Origin of the sequence: Paractinoplanes globisporus DSM 43857 (assembly GCF_000379645.1) — a bacterium.
GTDB lineage: Bacteria > Actinomycetota > Actinomycetes > Mycobacteriales > Micromonosporaceae > Actinoplanes > Actinoplanes globisporus.
The window spans coordinates 129191-146919 of record NZ_KB903297.1 but is presented as its reverse complement, the minus strand read 5'-3'; the positions used below and the strand labels follow the sequence as shown (position 1 = coordinate 146919).

At 69.7% G+C, this 17729-nt stretch carries 15 protein-coding genes and 1 tRNA gene; 9 read left to right on the top strand and 7 right to left on the bottom strand.

The annotated features are described in order from the left end of the window. Positions 1–65: 65 nt before the first annotated feature. The 5 genes from A3CQ_RS0111385 to A3CQ_RS0111365 form a co-directional block, all read right to left on the bottom strand. The gene (locus A3CQ_RS0111385; RefSeq protein ID WP_020511062.1) at positions 66–1082 is read right to left on the bottom strand and encodes a HAMP domain-containing sensor histidine kinase; all 1017 of its coding nucleotides are present in this window, start codon (positions 1080–1082) and stop codon (positions 66–68) included. Next, positions 1079–1798 carry a response regulator transcription factor gene (locus A3CQ_RS0111380; protein WP_051115219.1) on the bottom strand — a complete coding sequence of 240 codons (720 nt, stop codon included), beginning with the start codon at positions 1796–1798 and terminating at the stop codon, positions 1079–1081. Before A3CQ_RS0111380 ends, A3CQ_RS0111385 begins: the two co-directional genes overlap by 4 nt. Positions 1799–1921: 123 nt before the next feature. Then, positions 1922–2719 (bottom strand): hypothetical protein, encoded by a 798-nt coding sequence (locus tag A3CQ_RS0111375; RefSeq protein ID WP_020511060.1) that lies wholly within the window; start codon positions 2717–2719, stop codon positions 1922–1924. Next, positions 2716–3237: a SigE family RNA polymerase sigma factor gene (locus tag A3CQ_RS0111370; RefSeq protein WP_020511059.1), complete on the bottom strand. Its 522-nt coding sequence runs from the start codon at positions 3235–3237 to the stop codon at positions 2716–2718. The genes A3CQ_RS0111375 and A3CQ_RS0111370 overlap by 4 nt, the downstream gene beginning before the upstream one ends. A 174-nt stretch (positions 3238–3411) precedes the next feature. Then, positions 3412–3496, bottom strand: a tRNA-Ser gene (locus A3CQ_RS0111365). 219 nt (positions 3497–3715) lie between these two features. On the opposite strand from A3CQ_RS0111365, the gene A3CQ_RS0111360 reads away from it, so the two are divergent. The 6 genes from A3CQ_RS0111360 to A3CQ_RS0111335 all read left to right on the top strand — a co-directional run bounded on the left by A3CQ_RS0111360 (position 3716) and on the right by A3CQ_RS0111335 (position 10978). Then, entirely contained in the window at positions 3716–5581 is a 1866-nt protein-coding gene (locus A3CQ_RS0111360) for a ricin-type beta-trefoil lectin domain protein (RefSeq protein ID WP_020511058.1), read from the top strand. Further along, on the top strand, positions 5578–6981 hold the full coding sequence (locus A3CQ_RS0111355; RefSeq protein ID WP_026205573.1) for a ricin-type beta-trefoil lectin domain protein: 1404 nt from the start codon (positions 5578–5580) through the stop codon (positions 6979–6981). Before A3CQ_RS0111360 ends, A3CQ_RS0111355 begins: the two co-directional genes overlap by 4 nt. A gap of 98 nt (positions 6982–7079) precedes the next feature. Continuing rightward, complete coding sequence (locus tag A3CQ_RS0111350) at positions 7080–8042, top strand: NAD(P)H-quinone oxidoreductase (RefSeq protein ID WP_020511056.1); 963 nt, start codon at positions 7080–7082, stop codon at positions 8040–8042. A 185-nt stretch (positions 8043–8227) separates the two neighbouring features. Further along, positions 8228–9190, top strand: coding sequence for a DUF4352 domain-containing protein (locus A3CQ_RS60690; RefSeq protein ID WP_157295712.1), 963 nt, complete (start codon positions 8228–8230; stop codon positions 9188–9190). Positions 9191–9649: 459 nt separating this feature from the next. Then, complete coding sequence (locus A3CQ_RS62675) at positions 9650–10294, top strand: C40 family peptidase (RefSeq protein ID WP_245577177.1); 645 nt, start codon at positions 9650–9652, stop codon at positions 10292–10294. A 42-nt stretch (positions 10295–10336) separates the two neighbouring features. Next, positions 10337–10978 (top strand): GNAT family N-acetyltransferase, encoded by a 642-nt coding sequence (locus A3CQ_RS0111335; protein ID WP_020511053.1) that lies wholly within the window; start codon positions 10337–10339, stop codon positions 10976–10978. 54 nt (positions 10979–11032) lie between these two features. On the opposite strand, the gene A3CQ_RS0111330 is transcribed toward A3CQ_RS0111335, so the two are convergent. Then, positions 11033–12220 (bottom strand): GAF domain-containing sensor histidine kinase, encoded by a 1188-nt coding sequence (locus A3CQ_RS0111330; RefSeq protein ID WP_020511052.1) that lies wholly within the window; start codon positions 12218–12220, stop codon positions 11033–11035. Positions 12221–12517: 297 nt separating this feature from the next. On the opposite strand from A3CQ_RS0111330, the gene A3CQ_RS0111325 reads away from it, so the two are divergent. Next, positions 12518–13048, top strand: coding sequence for a YbhB/YbcL family Raf kinase inhibitor-like protein (locus A3CQ_RS0111325; protein WP_020511051.1), 531 nt, complete (start codon positions 12518–12520; stop codon positions 13046–13048). A 56-nt stretch (positions 13049–13104) separates the two neighbouring features. Here A3CQ_RS0111325 and A3CQ_RS0111320 read toward each other — a convergent pair whose 3' ends face one another. Beyond that, positions 13105–13818: a class I SAM-dependent methyltransferase gene (locus tag A3CQ_RS0111320; protein WP_026205570.1), complete on the bottom strand. Its 714-nt coding sequence runs from the start codon at positions 13816–13818 to the stop codon at positions 13105–13107. Positions 13819–14082: 264 nt separating this feature from the next. Here A3CQ_RS0111320 and A3CQ_RS52395 point away from each other — a divergent pair, with 264 nt between their 5' ends. After that, the gene (locus A3CQ_RS52395) at positions 14083–16071 is read left to right on the top strand and encodes a DUF6311 domain-containing protein (protein WP_040432170.1); all 1989 of its coding nucleotides are present in this window, start codon (positions 14083–14085) and stop codon (positions 16069–16071) included. An 83-nt stretch (positions 16072–16154) separates the two neighbouring features. Beyond that, the gene (mptB, locus tag A3CQ_RS0111310) at positions 16155–17729 is read left to right on the top strand and encodes a polyprenol phosphomannose-dependent alpha 1,6 mannosyltransferase MptB (RefSeq protein WP_020511048.1); all 1575 of its coding nucleotides are present in this window, start codon (positions 16155–16157) and stop codon (positions 17727–17729) included.

Sequence of the window (17729 nt, the reverse complement as noted above, 5' to 3'; positions counted from 1 at the left end):
TCCATATTTCGGGCAGCGTCGGACGGCCCGGGTCCAGGCCCAGGCACGGGCTTCGTTCGGAAGGGCTAGGCCGCTTGGAGCGGGAGAGTCACGTGGATGTGGCAACCGCGGTGGACGCGGTCGGGATCGACCACGGCGATCGTGCCGCGGTGCAGCTGGACCACCCAGCGGGCGATGGCCAGGCCGAGACCGGTGCCGCCGCTCCCCGGGCGCTCGCCCCGCGTGAAGCGCTCGAAGACTCGGTCGCGTTCGGCCGGCGGGATGCCGACACCCTCGTCGGCGACCGCGAGCAGCACGTGGTCGTCCCGGCGTTCGGCGCGCACCAGAACCGTGCCGCCGGGCGGGCTGTGCCGGGCCGCGTTGTCCAGCAGGTTGGCGAAGACCTGGTGCAGCCGCTCCCGGTCGCCGGGCACGACCACGGCCGGGGCGGAGATCTCGAAGTGCACGTCGCGGCCCGCGCCGGCCGCGTTGACCCGGGCCTCCGCGACCACGTCCTCGAAGAAGGCGGCCACGTCGATCGGGGTGCGTGCCAGCGACGCGACGCCGGCGTCCACCCGGGAGAGGTCCAGCAGCTCGGTGACCAGGCGGCCGAGTCGTTCGGTCTGGGTCAGGGCGGTCTGCATCATCGCGGGCTCGGCGCTCGCCACGCCGTCGACGATGTTCTCCAGCAGGCCCTGGAGCGCCGTGATCGGCGTACGCAATTCGTGCGAGACGTTCGCGATCAGCTCGCGCCGCTGGCGATCGGCCGCCTGCAGGTCGGCCGCCATCTGGTTGAACGCCTCGGCGAGCTGGCCCACCTCGTCGCGGGAGGTGGCCCGCACCCGGCGGGTGTAGTCACCCTGGGCCATGGCCTTGGCCGCCGCGGTCATCTCGCGCAGCGGCGAGGTCATGCCGTGGGCGAGGAACTGCAGCGTGGTCAGCGCGACCACGATCGCGGTCACCGACGTCCAGATCGGGAACCAGTGCAACCAGATGGTGAACCAGGCCATCCCGGCCGCGCCCGCCCCGATCAGGATCATGCCGATCTTGATTTTGATCGACCGGACCGGATCCAGCGGCCGCGGCAGCGGAATGCGGATCACCGCTCCACCTCCAGGGCATACCCGACGCCGTGGACCGTACGGATCAGGTCGGAGCCGAGCTTGCGGCGAAGGCCCTTGATGTGGCTGTCCACCGTGCGGGTCCCGGACGCGTCGGCCCAGCCCCACACGTCGGCGAGCAGGCGTTCCCGGGGCAGCACCGTGCGCGGGTGCGCGGCCAGGTGCACCAGCAGGTCGAACTCGGTCGGCGTCAGATGTGCCTCGACGCCGGAGCGGAGCACCCTGCGCTCGGCCTGATTGATCTCCAGGTCGCCGAGGCGCAGGGTCGGCGGCGCGGACGGGGCCGGCGCACCCTTGCTGACCCGGCGCAGCAGCGCGTGCACCCGGGCCGCCAGCTCGCGCATCGAGAACGGCTTGGCCATGTAGTCGTCCGCGCCGACCGCCAGCCCCACGAGCAGGTCGGTCTCATCGTCGCGGGCGGTGAGCATGAGGATCGGCACCGGCCGCTCGGCCTGGATGCGCCGGCACACCTCGAGCCCGTCGAAGCCCGGCAGCATCACGTCGAGCACGATCAGCTCCGGCTGAACGCGCCGAGCGGCCTCCACCGCACCCGGCCCGTCCCCCGCCACCTCGACCGCGAAGCCCTCGGCCCGCAACCGAGCCGCGATCGCGTCGGCGATGGTCCGCTCATCCTCGACGACAAGCACCCGCCGTTGCGTTGTCTCCAAGACCGCCACCTCCCACTCCGCCCCCAGCATCTAACCCCGCGGGGACAAGGCTGCCGGTGCGCCCCCGTGGCCCACCGGCCAACCTCAAGCGCGGAGCCTATTGATCACCCGTGCAGACCAGGCGGTGAGTTTGTGAACGACTTGTGGAGAAGGTCAGCCGGTGCGGCCGGCGGGCCCGCTTGTGGGCGCCGCCCACCAGCGGTTACTGGTCGCGATCTGCCGGAGTTGCAGCAGGTCAAGGGCCGGCTCCGCCCGGGTGACCGGCCCGCGCGAGGGGTTCTCCGCGTTCCAGGCGGTCGCCACTACCCGGCCACCACCCGGTGTCAGAAGGTCGATTTGCCGGAGTCGGACGGCGGGCGCCTTCGGCTCGTCGGCGGGCCCGGTCACCGACACGATCCTGGTCTGGTCCGGCAGCGTCTCCGCCGAGCACTTGGCGCCGGCCCCCATGTCCCGCGTGGCGCAGGCGAATTTGTCCAGCAGATCCGACCGGGGGGTCTTGGCGTCGTTCGACAGGTAACCGGGCTGGACGTCGACCTCGACCAGCGTGCGGCCGTCGCCGTCGGTGATCACCAGCTGGGCCATGTACGCGTCGTCCACCGGCTTGCCGGTCTTCAGGCCGGCCGGCAGCAGGGCGCGCAACGTGTGCAGCAGCGACACCGGCGCGAGGACGGACGGGGCGACGGGAGCGGACGTGGCAGTGGTCGGGCCGGGACCGGCCGGAAAGGCCGACCCGTCGCTGTCCGGCCGGGGTCCGCCCGGCCTCTCGGTGATCGTCAACCCGGCCGCCACCAGCACGCCGACGGTCGCGACCCCGGCCAGGCCCGTAGCCACCCGGCGGCGGCGCCGGATCGCGTCGGCCCGGCGGAACACACCGGCCGGCCCCAAGACGGGCGGCGGCTCTCCCTCCGTGGCGAACTCGAGCAACTCCCTCAGATCCAGGTCACCGGTCACGCTCCACCTCCTTCGTTGAGTGACAGTTGGGGTCGTAGCCCGTCCAGCGAGGCACGCAGCGTGGCCATGGCCTTGGCGCACTGGCTCTTGACCGTGCCCGGCGAGACGCCCAGCGCCTCCGCGGTCTCCTCGGTGCTGCGGTCCTCCCAGTAGCGGAGCACCACGGCTGCGCGCTGCCGCGGTGGCAGGCTCCGTAGCGCGGCCAGGAGCGTCACCGACAACGCCTGATCAATGGCGGGCGGCTGCGGCAACGCCGCCGCCTCCGCGAGCGGCCCCTCGCGGCGCCACGGAAGCCGACGGCGCTCGTCCAGGTAGACCCGGGCCAGGGCGGTCCGGGTGTACGCGTCAAGGTTCTCGACGCCGCGGCGACGGGCCGCCACAACCACCCGGGCGAGCGTGGTCTGCACGATGTCCTCAGCGCGGTGCCAGTCGCCGCACAACAGATATGCCGTGCGGCGCAGGTGCAAGTAGCGGGCCTCCACATAGGAGTGCAGCTCGGCCTCGACATCCGATGCCACGACGCTCCTCTCGGCCGGTCAGCGGGTGATACCCGTAATAGACCGGGGACGGCCGCACGCCGGTTGCCCCACCGCTCAAGATTTTCCGGCCGCCAACCGTGCCGAGGCCGTACGGAAACCCCCGCCGGCCTGTCTTTGCGCAGGTCGTCGGGGGCTTTGCTGCTCGTGATCGAGCGGAGGGTGTGGGATTCGAACCCACGATGAGTCTCCCCATACCGGTTTTCAAGACCGGCGCCATCGGCCACTAGGCGAACCCTCCCGGTGGTGCGTTTCCCAGTCTGCCAGACGGGATCACGGCGGTAGGCAGGCGGTCTTGACCGAAACTTGTATTAAGACTCTTAACAGGGGTCTGAGCTGCATAAACCGGCTTTATTCGAAGACTGTTACTAGTTGACAAGGCATCGATGCAGGTGTTTATTGTTCACCATCCTTACCAATCCCGGCCAAGGCCCCCACCTACGGCAAGGGAGTCCCCTTCATGTCCATCCCCAAGAAGAGACCGCTGCTTGTCGCGGCGTCCGCGGTGGCGATCGTCGCGAGCCTCGCGATCTCGCCGCAGGCGTACGCGGCGGGTGAGACGGTCAACGTCTACCTGACCACGACCAGCGACTCCGGCGGTCGTACCGTCACCCGGGGTTTGCAGCAGCAGACCCCGGTCGCGTTCGCGAGCACGAGCGGTAGCGCGAACCAGACGATCACCGTCAACGAGAACACGACCTACCAGCAGTTCGAGGGCGCCGGCGCGTCGATGACCGACACCGCCGCCTTCGACATCAAGGGGAGCGGCGCGCTGTCGTCCGCCACCCAGAACGACGTCATGACCAAGCTGTTCAGCAACAGCGGAGGGATCGGCGTCAGCGCGCTGCGCAACGTCATCGGCTCGTCCGACCTCGCGCAGAACAGCTACTCGTACGACAACACCTGCTGCGACGTGAACGACTTCTCGCTCTCGCGGGACGCCGACATCATGGCGCTCACCAAGCAGGCGTACGGCCTGAATCCCTCGATGTTTGTGATGGGGTCGCCGTGGTCGGCGCCGCCCTGGATGAAGGACAACAACGCCTACAGCCAGGGTTACCTGCAGTCGCAGTACTACCCGGCCTACGCGCAGTACTTCGTCAAGTACATCCAGGGCTACCAGGCGCAGGGCGTGCCGATCCGGTACGTGACCGAGCAGAACGAGCCCACCTGCTGCGCGGGCTACCCGTCGATGCAGTGGAACACCTCGGGGCTGCAGTACTTCGCGAAGACGAACCTGCTGCCGGCCCTGCAGAGTGCGGGACTGAGCACGAAGCTGCTGGTCGGCGACTGGAACTTCGACACGTACAACACGTGGGTCGCGCCGCTGCTGGCCGACACCGCGATCCGCAACCACCCGAACTTCGGCGGCATCGCGTGGCACGACTACGCGGGCTCGCCGTCGACGGCCACCACGGTGCACAACCAGTACCCGTCGGTGAACGCGTACATGACCGAGCACTCGGGCGGCACGTGGGTGGGCAACCAGCAGGCCGACGACATGGGCGACCTCGTCGACTACTTCCGCAACTGGGGTCGTAGCTGGACGAAGTGGTCACTGGCCGTCGACGAGGCGATGGGCCCGCACAACGGCGGCTGCGGCACCTGCACCGGCCTGGTCACCGTGCACCGTAACGACGGCCGGCGCGGGCAGGTCGACTACACCGTCGAGTACTACACGATGGGCCACCTCACGAAATTCGTGAAGCCGGGCGCCGTACGCATCGACTCGAGCGCCAACGGAACGGTGCCGAACGTCGCCTTCAAGAACAGCGATGGCTCGAAGGCGCTGATCGCGTACAACACCAGCGGCAGCACCCAGTCGATCAAGGTGAACTGGGGTGCGCAGTCGTTCACGTACTCCCTGCCGACGAAGACTTCGGCGACCTTCACCTGGAGCGGCACCCAAAGCGGATCCGGCGGCGGGTCCCCAGGGGACAAAACCGGCACGATCACCGGCCTCGGTGGCAAGTGTCTCGACGTCACCAACGGCTCGACGGCCAACGGCAACCAGCCCCAGCTGTGGGACTGCACCGCCGGCAACGCCAACCAGCAGTGGACGGTCGGCGCCGACGGCACGGTCCGTGGCCTCGGCAAGTGCCTCGATGTCGCGAACAACTCCACCTCGGACGGTGGGGTCGTGCACCTGTGGGACTGCATCTCGACGGTCGCCACGCAGAAATGGACCGCCTCCGGCGGCGCTCTGATCAACTCCGCGTCCGGAAAGTGCCTGGACGTCACGAACAACAACACCGCAAACGGGGCGAAGCTGCAGATCTGGAGCTGCACCGGCGCCGCCAACCAGAAGTGGACGGTTCCGGCATGAAGCGCTCCCTCGCCATCCTCACCGGGGTCGCGGTCGTCGCGACCATGGGCATACTCGGCATCACCAACGCCTCGGCGGCCAGCGCCGGAACGCTGGTGAGCTCGCTCAACGGCAAGTGTCTCGACGTGACCAATGGCTCGACGGCGAACGGCAACCAGCCGCAGCTGTGGGACTGCACCGCCGGCAACGCCAACCAGGTCTGGACGCTCGCCGACAACGGCTCGGTGCAGGGTCGCGGCAAATGCCTCGACGTCGCCAACAACTCGACCGCGAACGGCGGGGTCGTGCACCTGTGGGACTGCTACGACACGGTGGCGACCCAGAAGTGGAGCCTCACCGCGGCGGGCACCCTGGTCAACGGCGCCTCGGGCAAGTGCCTGGACGTCAAGGACAACAACACCGCGAACGGGGCGAAGCTGCAGATCTGGTCGTGCGCCGGCTCGTCCAACCAGAAGTGGACCTTCGGCGGGGGCTCGACGCCGCCGACCACCACTCCGACCACGCCGCCCACCGGGAACGGGCCGGGCATCAAGGCGGTCGCGCCGTACTACTACACCGGGTGGGGTAACCCGCCGAACCTGACGACGGTCACGAACTCGACCGGCGTCAAGTGGTTCACGATGGCGTTCATGCTGAACAGCGGCACCTGCGACCCGAAGTGGGACGGCAGCCGCGCGTTGACCGGCGGGCAGGACCAGACCGCGATCAACACCATCCGGGCGAACGGCGGCGACGTCGTGGTGTCGTTCGGCGGGGCCTCCGGCCCCTGGCTCGAGCACTATTGCTCAAGTGCATCGGCCCTGGCCGCGGCCTATCAAAAGGTCATCAACGCGTACGGGCTGAAGGCCATCGACATCGACATCGAAGGTACGCCGTACAACACCGACGCCGACCAGCAGAAGACCGTCGACGCGCTGAAGACGATCAAGGCCAACAACCCGGGCATCACCACGTACATCACGCTCGGTAGCGGGACGACGGGGCCGGACAGCTCGCTGATCAACCGGGCGGCCGCGGCCGGTCTCGTGGTCGACGGCTGGGGGATCATGACCTTCGACTGGGGCAGCACCGGGAACAACCAGGGCGCCCTGACCATCCAGGCGGCGGACGGGCTGAAGAACCGGCTCAAGACCGCCTACGGCTGGTCGGATGCCGACGCGTACAAGCACGTCGGGATCTCGTCGATGAACGGCATCACGGACGAGGGTGCGGTGGTCACGCTCGCCGACATGCAGACCATCACGTCGTACGCGCAGCAGCACACGATCGCCCGACTCACGTTCTGGTCGCTGAACCGCGACCGGCAATGCCCGGGCGGATACCCGAACGACGACACGTGCAGCGGTGTTGCGCAGTCGGCGTACCAGTACACGAAGATCATCGGCGCCTACAAGGGCTGATAACTCCCCGATCTGGAGGCTCGCGAGCGGTGGTGGGTGCCGCTCGCGGGCCTCCCTTGTTCCTGTTTTCTGTCGTACCCGTCGGGCAAGCTGGACCCATGCACGCGATCGTGATCGAAGACAAACGGCTCGTCCTGAGCGAGGTGGCCGACCCGGTGGCCGGCGAGGGCGAGGTGGTCGTCGACGTCACGGCCGCCGGGGTCAACCGGGCCGACGTGTCCCAGCGACTGGGCTTCTATCCGCCGCCGCCCGGCGCGTCCGAGTTTCCGGGTCTCGAGTGCGCCGGCGTGATCAGCGCGGTCGGCCCGGGCGTCGCCGGCCACCATGTCGGTGAGCGGGTGTCCGCGCTGCTGGCCGGCGGTGGTTACGCGGAAAAGGTGGCCGTCCCGGCCGGCCAGCTGCTGCCGGTGCCGACCGGCCTGTCCCTGCAGGAGTCGGCCGCCCTGCCCGAGGTCTCCTGCACAGTCTGGTCAAACGTCGTGGACCTCTCCCGCCTGCGCAAGGGCGAGACGCTGCTCGTGCACGGCGGCGGCAGCGGCATCGGCACGTTCGCCATCCAGCTGGGCAAGGCGCTCGGCGCGACCGTGGTGGCCACGGCCCGCGGCGGCAAGCACGACAGCCTGCGAGCGCTCGGCGCCGACCTGGTCATCGACTACACGACCGACGACTTCGTCGCGGCCACAAAGGACTTCACCGGCGGCCGCGGCGCCGACGTGGTGCTCGACATCGTGGGCGCGAAATACCTGCACCGCAACGTCGAGGTGCTCGCGCCCGACGGCCGCCTCGCCGTGATCGGTATGCAGGGCGGGCGCAAGGCCGAGCTCGACCTCGGGCTGCTCATGGCCAAGCGCGGCCGCATCTCGGCGACCGGCCTGCGCGCCCGCGCGCTCGACGACAAGGCCCGCGTCGTGGCCGGCGTGCGCCGCGAGGTCTGGCCGCTGGTCGAGGCCGGCGCGGTCAAGCCGATCATCCACACCACGCTGCCGCTCGCGGCCGCTCAGGAGGCACACGACCTGATGGAGTCGAGCGACCACCTCGGCAAGATCCTGCTGCTCTCGTGAGGCTTCCTCGGGTGGAACGTAGCACTTTCGGGTGTATCGGGAAGGGGTTTATGCGGCGATAGGTCCGATATACGGCGCGTCGGCGCCGGGAACGCGCGAGTGTTGCTCAGCATGGTGGCCGCGACCGGGCCGTGAGCCGAGGCCGGCATCGCACGCCTTGTCGCCGACCCGGCTCGGGAGTCCCCATGAGCGAGACCCCGCTGCGCCCCGCCGTGGCTCCCGGCCCCGCTGGGGTTCCCGGTTCCAGCCGCGCGCTGGCCGAGGGCTCCGACTCCGCGGTAGCTCCCGGCGGCGACTCCGGGTCCGGTTCGGCCGCTGACTCGGGCTGCGGCTTTGGCGGGGACTCCGGCGGCAGTTCCGGCTTCGGTTCGGTCGGCGGTGCGGGCTCGGGTTCGGCTGGTGGGTCCGGTTTCGGTTCGGCGGGCGATGCGGGCTCGGGTTCGGCCGGCGACTCCGGTTTCGGTTCGGCTGGTGACTCCGGATTCGGATTTGGGGGCGGCTTTGGTCTGCGCTCCGGGCGGGATCGGGTGGCCGTGCGGACTGGTGGGCCGGTGATGCCGGCGGTGAAGAGGCGGCGGGCTCGGTGGCCGTGGGCGGCTGCGGTGTTTGCGCTGGTCGCGTTGGGGTCTGGTGCCTTCGCGGTTTGCGCCGGGGTCAGCAACAATGCGGGCGGTCCGGTGTGGGTGGCGGGCAATTCGGCCAGCGCGGCGGCGCCGGATGAGAGGGCCGTCGAGCGGGGTGAGGCGGAGGCCGTTCTTGACCGCACGGGGGCGGACGGGGCCTTCATCGTCACGGTGACCGGCGTGCGCTGTGGCCTGGCGGCGGTTGGGACGGCGGCGCGGCGGGTGCGGGCGGCGCGCGGGCAGTTCTGCCTGGTCGGAATCGCGGTCGAGAACGCCGGGCGGGAGGCGCGACCGATCGACGGCGGCGCCCAGCGCGTCGTCGACGTCCACCGGCGAGCCTACGCGGTCGCGGGCCGCGCCGCGGCGTTCCTGAACGGACGGCGGCCGTCGCTGCTCGAGGAGGTCCCGGCGGGGGCGACCGTGCGCGGGGTCCTGCCGTTCGACGTGCCGGCCGGCACTCGTCTTGTCGCCCTTCTGGTGCACGAGTCGGCCGTGAGCCGGGGTGCCCGGGTATCGCTGTCCTGACCCGGAAGAGTGGGGACACGCCCGAACCGCGGTGCAATTTTTGGAATCGACGGGTGGCTATCTACAGCTCAAAACGCATTCCTTTCCTCGATGTGGCGAGGTTGATTGTGCGAATTCGGGCCCAAAGCATTCGGTTTGTGTGTTGGCATGGTCGACGGAAATGACGAGTTGTCCGGGTTCCCATTTCCGTCCATCGACGGGCGGTACGGTCGCGGCTGAACGTTATGCCGTGTCGTTTGGGATTCGCGCGAGTGCCCCGGGCCTATTACGGAGGCAACGCTGCACCGTCCGTCCGCGTGTCGGGCTCTGACCGCCGGCGCCATCGCGCTGGCCGTCTCCGCGCCGGCCCTTGAACCCGTTGAGCAGGCCAACGCCGCCCTGCTGGCCGCCTCGCCCGCCACGCCGGTCCGCAGCGAGGTGCGCCCGGAATCCACCCTCCTCGACCCGGAGTCCCTTTTCGTGACGCGGACCGAGCTCGCCCAGCGCGCCTCCCGCACGACGCGAGCGCCGATCCGCCGTGCGCCGGGGCGTACGGCCGGCGTACGGGAAAATGTCGCCCCCACGTCGCGGCGCCCCACCCGCCTTGCCACCCGCCTGGCTCGCAGCCCTGAGCAGGCGGCCCGCACGCTGGGGCAGGCGCCCCGCACGCTCGGCGGCGGGCTGTACGAGCCCCGCACGGCCCGCTCGGTGCGGGCCCGGACCGTCCGCCGGCCGGTCATCCGCCTGGTAACCCGCCGCAGCACCGCGCCGCGGGGGCAGCGCGTGCTCCGGCTCGGCAACATGACCGCGGTCGTCGCCTTCGCCCGCTCGCAGGTCGGCAAGCGCTACGTGAGTGGCGGCGAGGGCCCCGGCGGCTTCGATTGCTCGGGCTTCACCAGGAGCGCCTACGCCCGCGCCGGAATCCGCCTCCCGCACTCCTCCGGCGCCCAGGCCGCCCGGGCCCGCCGCATCGCGCGCAGTCAGGCCCGGCCGGGCGATCTGGTGGTCGGACCGGGGCACGTCGGCATCTACATGGGCCACGGGATGATGATCGACGCCGGTAACCACCGCACCGGAGTCGTCTATCGCCGGCTCTATTCGGGGTTGCGGGTGGAGCGTTTGTAAATCCGTTGAGCGCCGCCGCGGCGGCCGGGGACAATCTCGTCCATGATTGCCGATCAATGGCCGCTCTTCGGTCTCGTGCTGCATACTCCGCGCCTGGAATTGCGGGTGCCGGGTCTCGACCGGCTCGCCGAGTTGGCGGAGCTGGCCGCGGCCGGCGTGCACGATCCGGCCGTGCAGCCGTTCGTCGTGGAATGGACCGACGCGCCGCCCGAGCGGGTCGCCGCAAGCGTGCTGAAGTGGCAGTGGCGCAGCTGGGCCGGCTGGCTGCCGGAGAATTGGTCGTTGAATTTCGTGGCGATCGCCGACGGCCGGGTGGTCGGCACGCAGGGCCTCGACGCGGAGCGCTTCGCCACGCTGCGCGAGGTCGGCACCGGCTCGTGGCTGGGCCGCGCCGAGCAGGGCCGCGGCCTCGGCACCGAGATGCGTGCGGCCGTGCTCGAGCTCGCCTTCGCCGGCCTCGGCGCCGAGTTCGCCACGTCGGAGGCGTTCGAGGACAACCACGCGTCGTACGCGGTCTCGCGCAAGCTCGGCTACGCCGACGACGGCATCGCGCGGCACGTGGTGCGCGACGCCGCGGTCACCGGCCGGCGGCTGCGGCTCGACCGGGAGAGCTGGGAGAAGGCCCGCACTGTCCCGGTGCGGATCGACGGCCTGGCGCCGTGCCTGCCGATGTTCGGGCTCTGAGGCCTAGCGGCTCGGGAGGATCGAGGGGCCTACCGGTTCGGGAGGATCAAGGGCCTACCGGTTCGGGAGGATCAGGCGGACGGTGGTGCCGACGCCCGGCTCGCTCTCCAGGCCGACGGTGCCGTGGTGAGCCTCGATGATGGATTTCACGATGGCGAGGCCCAGCCCCGGCCCCGGCACGGCCATCACGTCCGCCGACGCGCAGCGGTAGAAGCGGTCGAAGACGTGCGGCAGGTCCTCCTCGGGTATGCCCACCCCGGTGTCGGTGATGGTCAGCGCGGGCTCACCGTCGGCCGTCGAGTCGACGGTGATCTCCCCGCCGGGGCCGGTGAACTTGATCGCGTTGACCACGAGGTGGTTGAGGGCCTGGGTGAGGCGCTTGGCATCGCCCCGGGCCGGTACCGGGCCGCGGCTGCGGTCGCGCAGCTTGACCTGTCTGTGCTCGGCGAGTGGCCGGCACCCGGCCGTCACCTGGTGCGCGAGGTCGGCCAGGTCGAGCTCGGTGACGTCGAGCTCCACTCCCTCCTCGGTGAGGCGGGCGACCAGCAGCAGCTCGTCGATCAGGCGCAGCAGCCGGTCGGAGTTGCGCTGCATGACGGAGAGGAACCGGAGCGACGTCTCGCCGTCGAAGCCGCCCTCGAGCAGCATCTCCAGGTATCCGCGGATGGTGGACAGCGGCGTGCGCAACTCGTGGCTCACGGTCGCCAGGAACGAGTCCTTCATCCGGTCGAGCCGTCGCAGCCGGTCGGCGATCTCCCCGGCGTGCCGGGCGTACCGGCGAAGTTCGAGCTGGACGGCGGCGTGCCGGGCGAGGCAGCGCAGGCCCCGGCGCTGCGCGTCGGTAAGCTCGCGCGGCTCGTTGTCGGCGACGCAGACCGTGCCGACCGAGTATGTGCCGTCGAGCACGACCGGAGCGCCCGCGTAGAAGCGGGCGCCGAACGGGTTGTCGGCGAAGCGCGCGTCGGCCGCGGTGTCCGGCACTTCGAGCGTGTCGTGGCCGGTGATGGCGTGCGCGCACATTGCGACGTCGCGGTGCGTCTCGTCGATATCCAGGCCGACCTTGGCCTTGAACCACTGCCGGTCGGCGTCGACGAGGGTGACCAGGCCCACGGGCGTGCCGCAGATTTCCGAGGCGAGCAGGGCGATGTCGTCGAAGTCTTCCTCGGGGGCGGTGTCGAGGATCCGGGCGTCGTGCAGCGCGGCCAGCCGCGCCGGCTCATCGACGGGAACCGGGGCTCTCATGCCCCGATATTCTCATTCCGGACGGGATCCGGGAGGCCATACAGCAGTCGGCACCCGCCACGTGGGGCGAGTGCCGACTTGCTGATCGCCACCGGGCACGGGGATCTCTGCCGCACGCACCCGGTCGGATGACTGACAGAAGCATCGCCCCGCAGCCCCGACCCCGTACGCACCGGATGTGCGGCTCCCCGATCGGGTGATGAGGCCCTCTCCGATGGCGGCCCGCGGGACCGGTTACTCTCGGCTTGGTTTGGGAATGCGGAGAAGGTTTTCACCATCTCGCCGGAGGACATCGCCATGAGTCTCGACCGCCCGGTTGCCCCGGATCCGTACGATCATCTGCCCTCGGTCCCGTCCTTCGCGGTGACCAGCGCGGACATGACGGACGGACAGCCGCTCGACGACATGTTCACGCACCCCAGCGTGGGCGGCAAGAACGTTTCACCCCAGCTCTCCTGGTCCGGCTTCCCCGCCGAGACCCGCGGTTTCGTGGTCACCTGCTTCGACCCCGACGCCCCGACCGGCAGCGGTTTCTGGCACTGGGTCGTGGTCAACCTGCCGGCCACCGTGACCGAGCTCGAGCGCGGCGTCGACCCGCTGCCGGGCGGCGCCTTCTGCGTCCGCAACGACTACGGCGAGCGCAACTACGGCGGGTCCGCGCCGCCGCCCGGTGACCGGGTGCACCGGTACGTGTTCGCGGTGCACGCGCTCGACGTGGACAAGCTCGAGGTCGGCCCGGACGCCTCCCCGGCGTACGTCGGCTTCAACCTGGCCTTCCACACGCTGGCCCGCGGCACGATCCGGCCGACGTACCAGGTCCGCGGCTAGATACGGCAAAGGCCGCCGGGTTGCCGGCGGCCTTTCGCGTGTCCCGTTTGTGTGCGTCAGCGGGGGGTACGTGCCACCACGAAGACGGACTGGCCGAACGGCGGCTTCACGATGCGCTCGGCGGCCTTGGTCACCGGCAGCACCAGCGAGTCGTACACCTTGACCATCGGGCCTTCCTTCGGCGCCAGCTTGAAGATGCTGGTGGCGCCGTAGTACCCGATCAGGCCGAGTGCGTTCGCGTAGTGCAGCTTCTCGATTTCCAGGCCGGCCTCGCTCATGGCGGCCCGCATGCTCTTCTTCGTGTACCGCCGGATGTGACCGGTGGCGACGTCGACCTGGCTCATCGCGAACATGAACGCCGGCACGATCAGGATGATCCGGCCACCGGGACGGACCAGCTCGGACATGCTGCGCAGCGCGCCGACGTGGTCCTCGATGTGCTCGAGCACGTTGTACGAGACGGCGGCGCTGTACTCGCCGTTCGCGTCGGCCGCGGGCAGCAGCATCTCGCGGACGTCGATGTTCCGGTGGTCGGCCAAGCGCTCCTTGAGCTGCACGAGCCGGTCGGGGTCGGCTTCGGTCGCCGTGAACCGCGGAAGGTGCTCAGCCCACTCGATCGCGTAGTCGCCGAGACCGCTGCCGATCTCGATCGGGTTGTCTCCCAGGTACGGGAGCGCGAGCTCGACGAACCACCGGCGGTGGTTCACCGCGGTGGCGAGTCCCTCGAGCACTTCGGACTGGATCCGCTGGTCTCCAGTGATGTCTGCCATAAGTAAGGTTCCCTCGTCTTGCCGATCGAAGCTGACAGCGGGACCGAACGAGTTAACCATCCGGCGCGCAGAACCGAAAGTTGAGCGCCCCCCACCCCTGCATTTTTTGCCTGATTGAGACATAGGCGGACGGGGTACTGGGTGTGGTTGGCGCGCATGTGGCCGAGCTGCGGATGCCCGGAATACAACGTTCATATCGGCTCGATCACGCATGGCCTGCTCGACACAACAACGTTACCAACCTCGGTTAGGCTCGCCGATGCTATGACGATTACGGGTATTGACTCGACAGGCCAGTCGGCCGGGGGGAACGTTCCGCCGCCCCGTCAAGTGACCGACCCGGAGGACCTGGACGCGGAGCTGCTGACCCTGGACACGGATGTCGACACCGCAGCGCCGGTGTCCCCGGTCCCCGACGTTGAAGCCGCCCCTGAGCTGGAGCATAAGCCTTCTCGCCGCCTTCGGGTGTGGCGTTGGCTCAACTGGCGGGACGTCCTTGCGATAGCGACTTTCGTCGCTGTATCGCTCTACCTGACCTCATCGCTGTGGATCAATCTTGATCATGGGTCGGCCACCGACCCGCAGGATCAGTCTTTCTTTGAGTGGATGCTCGCGCACGGGGCGAGAGTCATCACCGACGGCGCAAATCCGTTCTTCTCGGATCGTATGAATTACCCCGATGGGGTGAACATCATGGCCAACACCTCGGTGTTGGCCGTTTCACTGCCGATGACGCCGGTGACGTGGCTGTTCGGTCCGCATGTGGCGTTCAACGTATTTCTCACTCTCGCGTTGGCACTCACCGGTATCTCGTGGTATTTCGTGCTCTCGCGGCAGTTCGTGCGTTCCCGGCTTGCGGCTTGGGTGGGCGCTCTCTTCTGTACATTCGCGCCGAGCATGGTGTCGCACGCCGGCGGCCATCCGAACATCGTCTCGCAATTCCTGATTCCGCTGATCATCTGGCGCACGCTGCGGCTACGCGAGCACGGCCGCTCCCTGCGCAACGGCCTGATCCTGGCCGGCCTGCTGGTCTGGCAGGCCTTCATCAACCTCGAGATCCTGTTCATGACCGCGGTTGGCCTCGGCGTCTTCTGCGCCATCATGGCGGTGTCCCGGCGTAAGCAGCACCGGGGCGAGGCGCGCGCTTTCCTGCGCGGCCTGCTGGTGGCCGGCACCGTGACGGTTGCCGTGCTTGCCTATCCGCTGTCCGTTCAGTTTTTCGGGCCGCAGAGCTATCAGGGCCTCCCGCAGTTCGTCCGCGGCTTCGGGGCCGACCTCGGCTCGTTCACGGCTTATTCCAGCCGGTCGGTCGCCGGAAACTCGGTCGTCGCCGAGCGGCTGGCACAGAATGCGCAGGAAGAGAACGCATTCTTCGGCTGGGGCCTGGTCATTTTGTTCTTCGGCCTGATGGTGTGGATGCGGCGTTCGGTGACGGTGCTGGCACTCGGCGCGGTCGCCCTGCTCTATGCCGCGATGTCGCTCGGACCGCGAATTTTCCTCAACGGCCTTAACACCGGCGTTCCGGGCATCTGGGCGGTTCTGCACAGCGTGCCCGTCCTCAACTCGGCGGTGCCGACCCGCTGGGCGATGGCCATCGCGCCGGCCGTCGGCATCGTGCTCGCGCTCGGCGTCCAGCGTGCCTTCGACTTCGTCAAGGCCCAGCCGTCCGCCCGCGGCCCGGTCCGTGTGGCGATGATCACTGCGGTGGCCATGGCGCTGGTTCCGCTCGTGCCGACCCCGCTCAAGACCGCGCCGTTCGCGCCGACCCCGCAGTTCGTCGCCTCCGGTGAGTGGAAGCGGTACGTCGACGACCACCACACCGTGGTCACCCTGCCGCTGCCCGACTCGAGCTACCCCGACCCGCTGCGGTGGAGCGCCGAGACGGGGCAGGACATGCGGATCGCCGGGGCGTACGCGCTGCTGCCCAACCAGAACCCGCTGAACCCCGACGACCACACCGCGCTCTTCAACCCGCCGTGGCGGCCGACCAGCGGTCTCATGGCGTCGATCAAAGAGGGCAACCCGATCCCCGAGATCACCGACACCCGTCGCGAGATGACGCTGGCCGACCTCCGCTACTGGAAGGCCGGTGTGATCATGCTGACCCCGCAGATCCGCGACATCGAGATGCTGCGGGTCATGACCGACCTGCTGGGTTTCGAGCCCACCTGGATGGGCGGCGCGTGGGTCTGGGACGTCCGCCAGCTCGTCGACGACCCGAACACGGTGCTGACCGGGCCCGACATCGCGTGAGGGAGGCGGTCGGTTGCCTGACCGCCTCCCAGCGTTTTCCCGGTCCTGTTTCCTAGGACATCAATGCTCGTGAGCATCGATGCGTGCCGCGTCTCGCCACCCTCCGGTACCTCGGCCTCGCCGCCGCGGTGCTCCTCGCCGTCGTCGCCTGGCTCGGTGGCGCGCTGCCGCACGGTGATCTCAAGTCGACGCCGCTGAGCATCGCCAAGGGCCCCTTCGGGCCCGTCATCCTCGGCGGCTGGCTGGTGGGCACGGCGATTTTCGCGTACGCGTGGTGGAGCGCCCGAGATCGCGTCCCGACCGGCCGTTGGGCGATCCGCACGGCGGCGCTGTGGGCGGCGCCGTTCCTGGTGGTGCCGCCGATGGGCAGCCGCGACGTCTACTCGTACGCGTGCCAGGGATTTTTGTATGTGAACGGGATCAGCCCCTACACGCACGGGGTGAACGCCGCACCCTGCCCCTGGATCGACGGCGTCTCCCCGATCTGGCGGGACACGGCGGCGCCGTACGGCCCGCTCTTCGTCCTGCTCTCGGCGGCGGGTTTGCGCGTGGCGGGTGGCTCGATCGTGGTGGTCGTCATCTTCTTCCGGCTGCTCGCTCTGCTCGGCCTTCTCGCCGTCGCGGCCGGTCTGCCGGTTCTGGCCCGGCGCTGCGGCATCCCACCGGCCCGCGCCTGGTGGGTCGCCCTGGCCGGCCCGCTGATCGGCGCGCATCTGATCGCCGGCCCGCACAACGACGCGCTGATGGTGGGCCTGGTCGTCGCCGGCCTGGCCCTGGTCACGCTGGGCGCCCCGCTCGACCCGGCACACTCCTCGCTCAAACCGTCCGGCGCGACCGGCCGCGACGGCTGGGCCTGCCAGGTCGCGGGCGGGCTGCTGCTCGGGCTGGCGGTGGCGGTCAAGGTCACCGCGATCGTGGTGGTGCCGTTCGCGGTCCTGCTCGTCCTGGCCCGGCCCTATCGGTGGCGTCAGGCGCTACCGGCCGGCGGCCTGGTCGGTGGCGGCGCGGCGATGGCCATGCTTGGCGTGACGGTGGCCTCGAAGCTGGGGTACGGCTGGATCGGCGGCATGGTCAACACGAAGGACCTGGTGCAGTTCACCTCGCCGCCGACCGCGGTCGGAATGACGCTGACCTATCTGGGTCAGCTGGTCGACCACGACTTCGACGCGGTTCCCGCCGTCCGGGCCCTGGCCTTCGCGCTGTTCGTGCTGATCGTCGTCGCCCTGTGGTGGCGCACCGCGAACTGGGGCCGGCCCATCCCCGGGCGGCTGGCGCTGTTCGCGCGGCTGGGCGAGCCGGTCGTGCGGGCCGCCGACCCGGTCGCGTCGGCGCTGCGCGGCGCCGCCCTCGCGATGGCCGCCACCGTGGCCCTCTCGCCGTACTTCCACCCCTGGTACGCGTTCTGGGCGCTGGCCCTCCTCGCCGCCACCACGATCCGCACCGACCTGATCATGGTGGCGGCCACCGCCGGCCCGCTCCTGGTCCTCGCCGACGGCAGCGGCCTGGCTCGCTTCGTGAAGTTCCCGGGCGCGCCGATCATGACCCTCCTACTGCTGGCCCTGCTGCTCTGGCACGTACGCCCGATCTGGGGTCCGAGAAGCCCGGTTGTGGCCGAGCCCTCCACCCGCACGAGGACCGACGTAGCGTCGACCAGGTGA